Source organism: Deltaproteobacteria bacterium GWC2_55_46 (assembly GCA_001595385.3).
GTDB lineage: Bacteria > Desulfobacterota > GWC2-55-46 > GWC2-55-46 > GWC2-55-46 > UBA5799.
Window position 1 is genome coordinate 2,246,051 of record LVEI03000001.1, and the last position, 14,220, is coordinate 2,260,270.

The 14,220-nt window shown below is 57.2% G+C and carries 8 protein-coding genes; all 8 read left to right on the top strand.

Annotation, left to right across the window (positions count from 1 at the left end):
• Positions 1–167: 167 nt before the first annotated feature.
• The 8 genes from A2V21_310690 (at position 168) to A2V21_310725 (ending at position 14,179) form a co-directional block, all read left to right on the top strand.
• A complete protein-coding gene (locus A2V21_310690) occupies positions 168–698 on the top strand; it encodes a 50S ribosomal protein L10 (protein ID OIJ74685.1) in 531 nt (176 codons plus the stop codon).
• A gap of 59 nt (positions 699–757) precedes the next feature.
• Complete coding sequence (locus tag A2V21_310695) at positions 758–1,135, top strand: 50S ribosomal protein L7/L12 (protein ID OIJ74686.1); 378 nt, start codon at positions 758–760, stop codon at positions 1,133–1,135.
• A gap of 157 nt (positions 1,136–1,292) precedes the next feature.
• The gene (locus A2V21_310700) at positions 1,293–5,441 is read left to right on the top strand and encodes a DNA-directed RNA polymerase subunit beta (GenBank protein ID OIJ74687.1); all 4,149 of its coding nucleotides are present in this window, start codon (positions 1,293–1,295) and stop codon (positions 5,439–5,441) included.
• Between the two features lie 70 nt (positions 5,442–5,511).
• The gene (locus A2V21_310705) at positions 5,512–9,639 is read left to right on the top strand and encodes a DNA-directed RNA polymerase subunit beta' (GenBank protein OIJ74688.1); all 4,128 of its coding nucleotides are present in this window, start codon (positions 5,512–5,514) and stop codon (positions 9,637–9,639) included.
• A gap of 181 nt (positions 9,640–9,820) precedes the next feature.
• Positions 9,821–10,192: a 30S ribosomal protein S12 gene (locus A2V21_310710; protein OIJ74689.1), complete on the top strand. Its 372-nt coding sequence runs from the start codon at positions 9,821–9,823 to the stop codon at positions 10,190–10,192.
• Positions 10,193–10,227: 35 nt separating this feature from the next.
• Complete coding sequence (locus tag A2V21_310715) at positions 10,228–10,698, top strand: 30S ribosomal protein S7 (GenBank protein ID OIJ74690.1); 471 nt, start codon at positions 10,228–10,230, stop codon at positions 10,696–10,698.
• Between the two features lie 161 nt (positions 10,699–10,859).
• Positions 10,860–12,941: a translation elongation factor G gene (locus tag A2V21_310720; GenBank protein OIJ74691.1), complete on the top strand. Its 2,082-nt coding sequence runs from the start codon at positions 10,860–10,862 to the stop codon at positions 12,939–12,941.
• A gap of 38 nt (positions 12,942–12,979) precedes the next feature.
• Positions 12,980–14,179: a translation elongation factor Tu gene (locus A2V21_310725; protein ID OIJ74692.1), complete on the top strand. Its 1,200-nt coding sequence runs from the start codon at positions 12,980–12,982 to the stop codon at positions 14,177–14,179.
• The last annotated feature ends 41 nt before the right edge of the window (positions 14,180–14,220 follow it).

Consider the following 14,220-nt stretch of genomic DNA (forward strand, 5'->3'; position numbering starts at 1 on the left):
GGCGCAAGCTTAAAAATTCCTACCGAGGCCTTAAGACGCAAGAGTCGTGGACCCGATCATGGGGTCCAGCGGTGCGGGGGGTGGTATTCCTTCGCGCCGGCTCGCTTTTTTAGCCTTGTTACTCTTCTGTCTTTTGACTGAAAAAAGGACAGAAAGGAGGAAGAGAGTTGGATAGGACGGATAAGGCCAAAGTAGTTGAAGAAGTGCAGGAAAGTTTCAAAAAGGCCAACGCGACCTTTATCGCCGAGTACCAGGGCATAAAGGCTATGGATATGAACGAGTTCAGGAAGATCTTGCGTGACGCTTCCATGGAATTTCGTGTCATCCGCAATACGCTTGCCAGGCGCGCGGTCCAGGGCACGCCTGTTGAGACGATAACAGGGCAGCTCAAGGGGCCCACGGCCATAGCGTTCAGCTATAAGGACGCAGCCGCCGCAGCCAAGGCGCTCGTGCAGTTCGCGAAGGACCAGCCGAAGCTCAAGATCAAGGCCGGCACCCTCGGCGCCAAGGTCATAAGCGCCGACGAGATCAAGGGACTTGCCGAACTCCCGTCGAGGGAAGTGCTCCTCGCCATGATGCTCGGCTCGATGAAGTCGCCGATGTCCGGCATCGTCGGTGTCTTGAGCGGAGTGCCCAGAAAGCTCCTTTACGCGCTCAACGCTGTAAAGGACAGCAAAGCCGCTCAAGCCGGGGCGTAAAAGCCCTTTAACGTACTTACAAAAAATCATAGAATAATAAATTTAGAGGAGAGACCGAGATGGCGGACCTTAAAAAAGAAGATGTGATCAAATATATCGAGAGCATGAGCGTCCTTGAGCTTGCCGAGCTTGTGAAGGAACTCGAGGAGAAGTTCGGCGTTTCAGCCGCTGCCCCGGTTGCCGTAGCGGCCGCAGCGGCCGCAGCTGCCCCGGCAGCCGCCGAGAAGACCGAGTTCAACGTTGTCCTTAAGGAGGCTGGCGCAGAGAAGATAAAGGTCATCAAGGAAGTAAGGGTGATAACCGGCCTTGGCCTCAAGGAAGCGAAGGACCTCGTCGAGGGCGCTCCCAAGACCCTGAAGGAGGGCGTAGCCAAGGATGAGGCTGAGAAGATAAAGAAGCAGGTCGAGAGCGCCGGCGCAAAGGTGGAGATACAGTAATAAGCCGCTTTTTCCAATCACCTGAAGCATACCGACAAACGGCGCCATTACGGCGCGTAAGCGGCTTCAAGGGCCGCGCCTGGAATGACGAATCGCCCGCCGGGACCCCCGGCGGGCAGATTCCACTGTAGTATTCCAAAAAGGAGTTAAACAGAATATGGCTTCCTCTAAACGTATAGACGCACAGGCATTGAGGAAGGACTACTCCCGTATCGGGAAGGTAGTCAGCATGCCGAACCTTATCGAGGTCCAGAAGAAGTCCTTCGCGTATTTTCTGCAGACCGACGCCAAGCCCGAAGACAGGAAGGACGTAGGGCTTCAGGCCGTATTCAAGAGCGCTTTCCCCATAAAGGATTTCAGCAACACGGCCTCGCTCGAATACGTCAGGTACGCGCTCCTCGATCCCAAGTACACTGTGGACGAGTGCCACCAGAAGGGCATGACCTTCGCCGCCCCCATAAAGATGCTCGTCCGCCTCATCATGTGGGACAAGGACGCCGAGACAGGGGCCCAGTCCATAAGGGATATAAAGGAGCAGGAGGTCTATTTCGGCGAGATACCGCTGATGACCGAGAACGGAAGTTTTATTATTAACGGCACCGAGAGGGTCATCGTAAGCCAGCTTCACAGGTCCCCCGGCGTATTCTTCGAGCTCGAGAAGCCGAAGGGCTTCACCGGAAAGGTCCTGTACACCGCACGCGTCATCCCGTACCACGGCAGCTGGCTCGATTTCGAGTTCGACCAGAAGGACTGGCTCTACGTCCGCATCGACAAGAGAAGGAAGATGCCGTCCACCATCCTTTTGAAGGCCCTCGGCTACTCGGTCGAGGAGATGCTCAATTATTTCTATCCTAGCGAGGAGATCATCCTCGAGAACAAGAAAATATCGAAGAGCGTTGAGCCGGAGTTCCTCGTAGGCCAGAAGGTGAGCCGCGACATAAAGGACCCGCACACCGGCGAAGTGATAGTCAAGAAAGACAGGAAGTTCACCAGGCTTGTCTTAAAGAAGCTCGTCGCGGCGGGCGTTAAGTACATACCAGTCGAGGTCGAGGACATAATAGGCCGCATCGCCTCGACCGACATCGTTGACCCGAATACCGGCGAGGTCGTGCTCGAGTGCAACCAGATACTTTCGCGCGACAAGCTCGATGAGATATCCAGGAGGGGTATAACCTCCTTCAGGCTACTCCTCATCGAGGCCATGGGCAACTTCTTCAGGGAGACACTCCTTAACGACAAGATAGGCGGCGACGACACCCGGACTATCGTCGAGTACAGGAAGGAGAACCCGGACAACCCGGTCTCCAACATGACACTCAACGCGAGGATCGAGATATACAAGAGGCTCAAGCCCGGCGACCTCCCGACGGTCAAAACGGCGAACGCCTTCTTTAACGACCTCTTCTTCAACGCCGAGAGGTACGACCTCTCCAGGGTTGGCCGCTTGAAGCTCAACAGGAAGCTCGGGTTCGACGTGGACCTCGATACCACCACCCTCCGCAAGGAGGATATCCTCGAGGTCGTGCGTTACCTTATCCTTCTGAGGAACGGCCAGGGCGTGGTCGACGACATCGACCACCTGGGCAACAGGAGGGTGCGCTCCGTCGGAGAGCTTCTGGAGAACCAGTACAGGATAGGGCTATTGAGGATGGAGAGGGCCGTCAAGGAGAGGATGAGCCTCGGCGAGCTTGAAACGCTCATGCCGCATGACCTTATAAACCCCAAGCCGGTCTCGGCGGTCATAAAGGAGTTCTTCGGTTCTTCTCAGCTTTCGCAGTTCATGGACCAGACCAACCCGCTTTCCGAGGTGACTCACAAGAGGAGGCTTTCGGCCCTCGGGCCAGGAGGTCTTACCAGGGAAAGGGCTGGCTTCGAGGTAAGGGACGTGCACGCGACCCACTACGGACGTATCTGCCCGATCGAGACGCCTGAGGGACCGAACATCGGCCTTATCGTCTCTCTTTCGACATATGCGCGCGTGAACGACTTCGGCTTCATCGAGACCCCTTACAGAGAGGTCAGGGACGGCAAGGTCACCAACAGGATAACGTACCTCTCTGCCCTTGACGAGGAGAACCATGTCATAGCGCAGGCGAACGCGCCCATCGACAAGGACGGCAGGTTCGAAAGCGAGTTCGTCTCCGCTCGTAAGGGCGGTGAGTTCATAATGGCGCGTCCCGAGGACACGACCCTCATGGACGTCTCCCCGAACCAGCTCGTCTCCGTGGCTGCGGCCCTTATCCCGTTCCTTGAAAACGACGACGCGAACAGGGCGCTCATGGGTTCGAACATGCAGAGGCAGGCTGTGCCGCTCATCCAGACCGAGAGCCCGCTCGTAGGCACGGGTATGGAATCCATCGTCGCCAGCGATTCCGGCGTAACCGTCCTTGCCAAGCACCCCGGCGTTGTAGAAAGCGTCGACGGCACGAGGATCGTCGTAAGGAACGAAACCGGGGGAGTCGAGATATATAACCTGACGAAGTTCAGGCGCTCAAACCAGAATACATGCTTGAACCAGAAGCCGGTCGTCTTCAAAGGCGACGTGCTTGAGGTGGGCCAGGTCATCGCCGACGGCCCCTCGACCGACAAGGGCGAGCTGGCGCTCGGCAAGAACGTGATAGTGGCCTTCATGCCCTGGGGCGGCTACAACTTCGAGGACTCGATACTCTTGAACGAGCGCCTCCTGCGCGACGACGTATTCACCTCGGTCCATATCGAGGAGTTCGAGGTCGTGGCAAGGGACATAAAGCTTGGCAAGGAAGAGATAACGAGAGACATCCCCAACGTCGGCGAGGACGCTCTCAGGAACCTCGACGAGAGCGGCATCATAAGGATAGGCGCCGAGGTGAAGCCCGGCGACATCCTCGTGGGCAAGGTCACCCCAAAGGGAGAGACCCAGCTTTCGCCGGAGGAAAAGCTCCTTAGAGCCATATTCGGCGAGAAGGCCGAGGACGTCAAGGACACCTCTCTTCGCGTACCGCCCGGCATCGAGGGCGTGGTCATAGACGCCAAGGTCTTCTCAAGGAAGGGCTCTGAGAAGGACGATAGGAGCAAGTCCATAGAGGACAAGGAGATAGCGAGGCTTGTCAAGGACCGCGAGGACGAGATAGGCATCGTAAAGGAATCGACCTACTCGAGGGTAAGAAAGCTCCTCCTTAACAAGAAGTCCGCGGTCCGGATCGCGGACAGGAAGGGTAACACCCTTCTCAGCAAGGGCAAGCCCATCACCGCAGAGGTCCTCGAGACCATACCGCAGTCAAAGTGGCACGAGATAATACCGGCTGAAGAGAAGGCCGAGGCCGAGGTAGGCGAGTGCCTCACGGCCCTCAACGAGCAGATAGACCTCATCAAGGTCGTCTTCGACGAGAGGATAAACAGGCTCAAGAGGGGCGACGAGCTTCCTCCCGGCGTTATAAAGATGGTCAAGGTCTATATCGCCATGAAGAGGAAGATATCGGTCGGCGACAAGATGGCCGGACGCCACGGCAACAAGGGCGTCATATCGAGGATACTGCCCGAAGAGGATATGCCTTATCTCGCGGACGGCACCCCGGTCGACATAGTCCTGAACCCGCTTGGCGTTCCTTCCCGTATGAACATCGGGCAGATTCTTGAGACCCATCTCGGGTGGGCCGCGAAGCACCTGGGCAAGGCCGTATCCGCCATGATAGAGAAGAACCTTAGCCCCAATTCAGTAAGGGACAAGGTCAAGAAGATATACGCGACCAACGAGTTCAGCAGGTTCATAAATACCCTGTCGGACGACGAGGTCATCGACGTCGCCAGGAGGCTTGCAGGCGGCATACGCATAGCGAGCCCGGTCTTTGACGGCGCTACCGAGACCGAGGTCAAGGAGGCCCTCGAGATGGCCTCTTTGCCGCGCAACGGCAAGATGGTCCTCTACGACGGCAGGAACGGCGAGCAATTCGACCAGGAGGTAACGGTCGGAGTCATGTATATGATGAAGCTCCACCACCTGGTAGACGATAAGATACACGCCAGGTCTACCGGCCCGTACTCGCTCGTCACCCAGCAGCCGCTGGGCGGAAAGGCTCAGTTCGGAGGCCAGAGGCTCGGAGAGATGGAGGTCTGGGCGATGGAGGCATACGGCGCCGCGCACAGCCTCCAGGAGTTCCTGACGGTAAAGTCGGACGACGTGCCGGGCAGGACCAAGATGTACGAGTCTATCGTGACCGGCAGGTACAACCTTGAGCCCACCTTGCCGGAATCGTTCAGCGTCCTTATAAAGGAGCTTCAGAGCCTTGCGCTGGATGTGAACCTCATGGAAGAAGAGAAGAAGGACTGAACAGAAGTTAACGCCGTCCGGAAAGACCCGGGCGGCCACGATTAACCTGCTTAATAAGAGGAGGTTGCCTTTGGAAAGCCTTGTGGCCCTGTTTGAAAAGCATAAAAGACCTATGGACTTTAATGCCATAAGGATATCTATAGCCTCGCCGGACAGGATCAGGGAATGGTCCCACGGCGAGGTCAAAAAGCCCGAGACGATAAATTACAGGACCTTCAAGCCGGAAAGGGACGGCCTTTTCTGCGCGAAGATATTCGGCCCGGTAAAGGACTTCGAGTGCAACTGCGGCAAGTACAAGAGGATGAAGCACCGCGGGGTCGTCTGCGAGAAGTGCGGCGTTGAGGTCATCCCCTCGAACGTGAGGCGCGAAAGGCTCGGCCATATCGAGCTTGCCACCCCGGTTGCCCATATATGGTTCTTAAGGAGCCTCCCCTCCAGGATAGGCGCCATGCTCGACATAACGCTCAAGGAGCTGGAGAGGATCCTCTATTACGAGAACTACGTGGTCCTGGACGCCAGGGAGTCCGACCTCAAGGCGGGCGAGCTCCTCAACGAGGAGAAGTACCAGAAGGCTGTCGAGAAGTGGGGCCCGGACGGCTTTACCTCCGGCATGGGCGCCGAGGCGATCAGAGAGCTCCTTAAGAGGATAGACCTCGAGAAGGTCTCTGGCACGCTCAGAGCTGAGATGAAGAAGACCACCTCGGACGCCAAGAAGAAAAGGATCGTCAAGAGGCTCAAGGTCACCGAGGCGTTCCTCCATTCCGGGAACAAGCCCGAGTGGATGATCCTTGAGGTGATACCCGTGCTCCCGCCGGACTTAAGGCCGCTTGTGCCCCTTGACGGCGGAAGGTTCGCAACCTCTGACCTGAACGACCTTTACAGGAGGGTCATAAACAGGAACAACAGGCTCAAGAGGCTCATGGAGCTTAACGCCCCTGACATCATCATCAGGAACGAGAAGAGGATGCTCCAGGAGGCGGTTGACGCCCTTTTCGATAACGGCAGAAGGGGGCGCATAATAACCGGCCAGAACAAGAGGCCGCTCAAGTCCCTTTCCGACATGATAAAGGGCAAGGGCGGACGCTTCAGGCAGAACCTCCTTGGAAAGAGGGTCGACTACTCCGGCCGTTCGGTCATCGTCATCGGCCCGGACTTGAGGCTCCACCAGTGCGGCCTTCCGAAGAAGATGGCCCTCGAGCTCTTCAAGCCCTTCATCTACCAGAGGCTCGAGGAGAAGGGCTACGCCACCACCATAAAGAGCGCCAAGAAGATGCTCGAGAAGGAGCGCCCGGAGGTATGGGACGTCCTCGACGAGGTCATAAGAGAGCACCCAGTGCTCTTGAACAGGGCGCCGACGCTCCACAGGCTCGGCATACAGGCCTTTGAGCCCATCCTCATCGAGGGCAAGGCCATACAGCTTCACCCGCTCGTCTGTACCGCCTTTAACGCGGACTTCGACGGAGACCAGATGGCGGTCCACGTGCCGCTTTCCATTGAGGCGCAGGTAGAGGCGAGGGTCCTCATGATGTCGACCAACAACATCCTCTCGCCCGCGCACGGGAAGCCCATTATCGTGCCGACGCAGGACATAGTCCTCGGCCTCTATTACCTCACCCGTAACCGTCCTGGAGTCAAGGGCGAGGGCAAGAGGTTCGGGTCGACAGACGAGGTCAGAGCTGCCTATGACGCCAGCGAGGTCCACCTCCAGGCCGGGGTAAAGGTAAAGCTTGACGGGACGCTCACGGACACCACCGTCGGCAGGATCATATTGAAGGAGATCATCCCGACGGCCATCAAGTTCGAAGAGATAAACAAGGTAATGGACAAAAAGCGCCTTGCCGACCTCATAGACATCTGCTACAGGCGCGCCGGCAGCAAGGAGACGGTAATACTGGCCGACAGGCTCAAGGACATGGGCTACCAGTTCGCGACCAAGGCCGGCATCTCCATCTGCATAGACGACATGAAGATCCCCACGAAGAAGGGGATCCTGCTGGATTCGGCCTACGAAGAGGTCAAGGAGATACAGAAGCAGTATAACGAAGGTCTCATAACAGACGGCGAGCGCTACAACAAGGTCATAGACATCTGGGCGCAGGCGACCGAAGAGATAGCCGAGGAGATGCTGAGAGAGCTCTCCACCGACCTCGTAAAGGACGACGATGGCAATGAACGCCCTCTGCCGAGCTTCAACCCCATATTTATCATGGCCGATTCCGGCGCCAGGGGCTCCGCTCAGCAGATAAGGCAGCTCGCCGGGATGAGGGGACTCATGGCCAAGCCTTCTGGCGAGATCATCGAGACCCCGATAACCGCGAACTTCAGGGAAGGCCTCACCGTGCTCCAGTACTTCATATCGACGCACGGAGCCAGGAAAGGTCTCGCCGACACAGCGCTCAAGACAGCCAACTCAGGCTACCTTACCAGGAGGCTCGTCGACGTAGCCCAGGACGCTATCATTGCTGAGGACGACTGCGGCACGCTCGACGGCATCTATATGACCCCGCTCGTCGAAGGCGGCGAGGTCATCGAGCCCATTGGCGAGAGGATCCTCGGAAGGGTCGTGCTCGAGGATGTCCTCGACCCCTTCACGAAGGAGGTCATTGTCGAGGCCAACGATGATATAGACGAGGGCAAGGTCGAGAGGATAGAGGAAGCCGGCATCGACAGGGTCAAGATAAGGTCGGTCCTCACCTGCCGCTCTACGCGCGGCATATGCATCAAGTGCTACGGAAGGGACCTGACGCGTGGAAGGATGGTCGAGATGGGCGAGGCCGTGGGCGTCATCGCCGCGCAGTCAATCGGCGAGCCCGGCACGCAGCTCACCATGAGGACCTTCCATATAGGCGGCACCGCCTCCAGGAGGGCCGAGCAGACGACCCTCGAGGCGAGGCACGAAGGCATAGTCAAGTACCACAACCTTAACGTGGCCTTGAACTCCAGGGGCGACTCGATCGTGATGAACCGCAACGGCGACATCTCGCTGCAGGACGACCAGGGCAGGGACCGCGAAAAGGATTCCATAATATACGGCGCGAGGCTCCGCGTGCCGGAAGGGCAGAAGGTCGCCATCGGCATGATCATCGCGGACTGGGACCCTTACACCATACCGATCATAACAGAGGTCGGCGGTATAATAAGGTTCGGGGATATCGAAGACGGCAAGACCATGAGGGAGCAGGTCGACGAGGTCACGGGCCTCTCAAGTAAGGTCATCGTCACCTTCAAGGAATCCGACTTGAGGCCGCGTGTCTCCATAAAGGACGAGTCGGGCCGCACGTACAAGATACCCGGCACTAACATCGAGGCCAGGTACCTCCTGCCGGTCGGCGCTATCCTCATGGTGGCCGAGGGCGACGCAGTGAAGGCCGGAGATATCGTTGCCAAGATACCGAGGGAGACCACAAAGACCAAGGACATTACCGGAGGACTTCCGAGGGTTGCCGAGCTCTTCGAGGCGAGAAAGCCAAAGGAGACGGCGGTCATAAGCGAGATCGACGGAATAGTCTCCTTCGGCAAGGACACCAAGGGCAAGAGGAAGGTCCTCATCACCCCTGAGACCGGTGACGCGAAGGAGTATCTCATACCCAAGGGCAAGCACATAAGCGTGAGGGAAGGCGACCGCGTCAGGGCCGGAGAGCCGTTGATGGACGGCAGCGCCAACCCGCACGACATCCTGCGCGTGCTTGGTGTCAAGGAACTGGCCAAGTACCTTGTCGACGAGGTGCAGGAGGTCTACAGGCTCCAGGGCGTTAAGATAAACGACAAGCACATCGAGACCATCGTGAGGCAGATGCTCCGCAGGGTCAAGATAAAGGACCCGGGCGACACCAACCTCCTCATCGGCGAGCAGGTCGAAAGGCACATCTTCGACGACGAGAACGACAGGGTCATCTCCAAGGGCAAGAGGCCGGCCATTGCCGAGCCGCTCCTGCAGGGTATAACCAAGGCATCGCTTTCTACCGAGTCCTTCATCTCGGCCGCCTCGTTCCAGGAGACGACCAAGGTCTTGACCGGGGCCGCGGTGGAAGGGAAGATCGACTATCTCCGTGGCTTGAAGGAGAACGTCATCATGGGCCGCCTTGTCCCGGCAGGCACCGGTTTCAGGCGCTACACCAAGTTCGCCGCGGAGCTTACGGAGCAGGCACAGAGCGATGCAGCGTCTGAAACGGAAGAAGGCGTAAAGGAGACCGCATAATTTTGCGGTCTCCCGTCTTTATCTCTTGCTAAAGACAGGCTGTTAGTGTTAATATCCCTTTTCGCCATTTTTTAGAATTAAGTGCCTCTCATGAGCCATTTAGCTCTTGACAAGGAAATGGAAAGCTGGTAGATTGCTTTGATTTACGCCAGCAGGTTAAGAAATCGAAAGGTAATCCGGTATGCCGACGATCAATCAGCTCGTACGTAAGGGCAGACAGAAGCCCAGGGTGAAGACAGCTTCACCGGCGCTTGAATCATGCCCGCAGAAAAGGGGCGTATGCGTCAGGGTCTACACGACCACCCCGAAGAAGCCGAACTCGGCTTTGAGGAAGGTGGCCAGGGTGAGGCTCACTAACGCGATGGAAGTTACCTCCTATATACCGGGTGTCGGCCACAACCTCCAGGAGCACTCGGTAGTGCTCATCAGGGGCGGCAGGGTCAAGGACCTCCCGGGTGTAAGGTACCATATAGTCAGGGGCACGCTCGACGCGACAGGAGTCGCCGACAGGAAGCAAGCCCGCTCAAAGTACGGCGCCAAGAGGCCCAAGTAGGCTTCCGGTAACGAAGCGTTCTAAGGAGAGAGTTTATGCCTCGTAAGGGGAATGTCCCGAAGAGGGACGTGCTGCCGGACCCGAAGTTCGGCGATAAGGTAGTAGCCAAGCTCATCAACAGGCTTACCGAGGACGGTAAGAAGAGCAAGGCAGAGGGTATCATCTACAGCGCCTTTGATGTTATCGAGGAGAAGACGAAGACCGAGGCGATGAAGGTCTTCAAGAAGGCCCTTGAGAATATCAAGCCCATGCTGGAGGTAAAGTCCAGAAGGGTCGGCGGAGCTACCTATCAGGTGCCCGTCGAGGTGAGGCCCGAGAGGAAGCTTTCGCTTGCGTTAAGGTGGGTAGTCAACTATTCGAGGTCTCGCGCAGAGAAGACGATGACAGAGAAGCTGGCCGCAGAGCTTATAGACGCATCGAACAACAAGGGCGGTTCCGTTAAGAAGAGGGAAGACGTGCACAAGATGGCCGAGGCCAACAAGGCCTTCGCCCACTACCGCTGGTAATTCCGGTTGTGGAGTCAGGGGATCAAACCCCGCTGCAAGAGGCTTAGCCGTCTGTCCCCTTTTTATAAATCGTAAAATCCGGATAGAGCGCATAGTTTGGGCCGTGACCCGGTCCCGTTCAAAGTAACTGAATCGCAGAGTTTATCTCAGGAGTAGCCGCTTTGGCAAGGCAAGTACCTTTAGACAGACAGAGAAATATCGGGATCATGGCCCACATCGACGCGGGCAAGACCACGACCACCGAGAGGATCCTCTACTATACGGGCGTTACCTACAAGATAGGCGAGGTCCACGAGGGCACCGCGGTCATGGACTGGATGGAGCAGGAGAAGGAGAGGGGTATAACCATCACCTCCGCCGCCACCACCTGTTCGTGGAAGGATACCCGTATCAATATTATAGATACGCCAGGGCACGTCGACTTCACCATTGAGGTCGAAAGGTCGCTCCGCGTACTTGACGGCGCCGTCGCTGTCTTCTGCTCCGTAGGCGGTGTTGAGCCTCAGAGCGAGACCGTCTGGAGGCAGGCCAACAAGTACCACGTGCCGAGGCTCGCATTCATAAACAAGATGGACCGCGTAGGTGCCGATTTCTTCAGGGTCGTCGCCATGATAGTCGACAGGCTTAAGGCACGCCCGGTCCTGCTGCAGCTCCCCATAGGCAAGGAAGATACATTCCAGGGCGTCGTCGACCTGATCCTTAATAAGGCGGTCGTCTGGGACGAGGAGACCCTCGGGGCCAAGTTCAGGATCGCCGATGTGCCGGCTGACATGCAGGCGCAGGTCGCTGAGTACAGGGAGAAACTCATAGAGGTCGCCGCTGATTTCGACGAGTCTCTCATGGAGAAGTACCTTGCTGGTGAGGAGCCAACGCAGGAGGAGCTTAAGGCTGCCCTGAGGAAGGGCACCATCGCGATGGAGATAATACCCGTCATATGCGGCTCTTCATTCAAGAACAAAGGCGTTCAGCTCCTTCTCGATACAGTTATTGAGTATCTTCCTTCCCCGGTAGATATTCCGCCCGTAAAGGGCATAGACCCTGAAACAGACGCAGAGGATACGAGGCCAACGGCAGATGACGCGCCGTTTTCTGCCCTCGCCTTCAAGATAATGACCGACCCGTTCGTTGGCCAGTTGACCTTCTTCCGGGTCTACTCCGGTTGCATGACAGCAGGCTCTTATGTCTATAACTCCAAGAAGGGGCACAAGGAGAGAATAGGCAGGCTTGTCAAGATGCACGCCAACAAGCGCGAGGACGTCAAAGAGGTATACGCCGGCGACATCGCCGCGGCGGTCGGTCTCAAGAACACGACCACCGGCGATACCATATGCGACCCTGAGAAGTTAATAGTGCTCGAGGCGATGGAGTTCCCGGAGCCGGTCATATCGATCGCCATCGAGCCCAAGACAAAGGCCGACCAGGAAAAACTCGGAATCGCGCTGCAGAAGCTCGCCATAGAAGACCCCTCTTTCCGCGTGAAAACTGACGAGGAGACAGGCCAGACTATCATATCCGGAATGGGCGAGCTCCATCTTGAGATCATCGTAGACAGGATGCTGCGCGAGTTCAAGGTAGAGGCCTCCGTCGGCAAGCCACAGGTCGCCTACAGGGAGACCATCACCAGGAAGGCGAAGGCCGAGGGCAAGTACATCAGGCAGACAGGCGGACGCGGTCAGTACGGCCACGTCTATATAGAGATAGAGCCGGGCGAGAAAGGTAAGAGCTTCGAGTTCGTCAACAAGATAGTCGGCGGCTCCATTCCGAAGGAGTACGTCTCCCCTGTCGAGAACGGCATGAGGGAGGCTTCCGAGAGCGGCATACTCGCCGGCTACCCTGTCGTCGACGTGAGGGTAACGCTTTACGATGGTTCGTACCACGAGGTCGACTCTTCTGAGATGGCCTTCAAGATAGCCGGCTCCATGGCCTTCAAGGAGGCCGTCAAGAACGCTGGCCCCATCCTTCTTGAACCGATTATGTCGGTCGAGGTCGTCGTGCCCGAGCAGTTCATGGGCGATGTCATAGGCGATCTCAACTCGAGAAGGGGGAAGATCCAGGGGATGGAGTCCAGGGGCGGCTTCCAGGTCGTTTCCGCCAACGTGCCTCTGGCGAATATGTTCGGTTATTCTACTGACCTGCGGTCCAAGACACAGGGCAGGGCTTCATATACCATGCAGTTCGCTCATTATGAGCAGGTGCCCAATTCGGTCACCGAGGTGCTGACCGCAAAGGTTCAGGCCAAGTAGGATTATTAAAATCAGAAAGGTTTCCTGGAGGAAGAAAAATGGGCAAGGCTAAATTCGAGAGGGGAAAGGCTCACCTGAACGTAGGCACGATAGGCCACGTTGACCACGGGAAGACCTCGCTAACCGCGGCTATAACCAAGGTCCTGAGCTCGAAGGGATACGCCGAGTTCCTGGCATACGAGAATATAGACAAGGCGCCTGAGGAGAGGGAGAGGGGTGTAACGATCTCCATATCCCACGTTGAGTATCAGACCGACAAGAGGCATTACGCCCACATCGACTGTCCTGGCCATGCCGACTACATAAAGAACATGATAACTGGCGCCGCGCAGATGGACGGCGCGATACTGGTTGTTTCCGCCGCCGACGGCCCGATGCCCCAGACAAGGGAGCACATCCTCTTGGCCCGCCAGGTCGGCGTGCCCTATGTGGTGGTCTTCCTCAACAAGGTCGACATGGTCGACGACAAGGAGCTTCTGGACCTCGTTGAGCTTGAGGTGAGGGAGCTTCTTAACCAGTACAAGTTCCCCGGGGACGATATCCCTGTGATAAAGGGCAGCGCTCTCAAGATACTTGAGTGCGGCTGCGGCAAGAAGGAGTGCGAGTGGTGCGGTGCTGTACACCAGCTTACCGATACGCTCGACACCTACATCCCCGATCCCAAGAGGGAGATAGACAAGCCGTTCCTTATGCCGGTTGAGGACGTCTTTTCGATATCAGGCCGCGGCACGGTTGTGACCGGCAGGGTCGAGAGGGGCGTTGTCAAGGTCGGCGAGGAGATAGAGATAATAGGGCTTCGTGCCACTCAGAAGACCATCGTGACGGGTGTTGAGATGTTCAGGAAGCTTCTGGACGAGGGCAGGGCCGGAGACAACATCGGCGCCCTCTTGAGGGGCACCAAGAAGGAAGACGTTGAGAGGGGTCAGGTCCTTGCGAAGCCGGGTTCAGTGACCCCGCACACGAAGTTCAAGGGCGAGGTCTATATCCTCACGAAGGAAGAGGGCGGCCGCCACACCCCGTTCTTCAACGGCTACAGGCCTCAGTTCTACTTCAGGACTACCGACGTTACCGGGATAGCGAAGCTTCCCGAGGGTGTTGAGATGGTCATGCCCGGAGACAACGTTAACATAGACGTAGAGCTTATAAACCCGATAGCCATGGAAGAGGGCTTGAGGTTCGCCATCCGCGAGGGCGGCAGGACCGTCGGCGCGGGTGTTGTTACAAAGATACTTGAGTAGGATATCCGCCAAGGCGGAACCTGGGACAATAAGGTACGGAG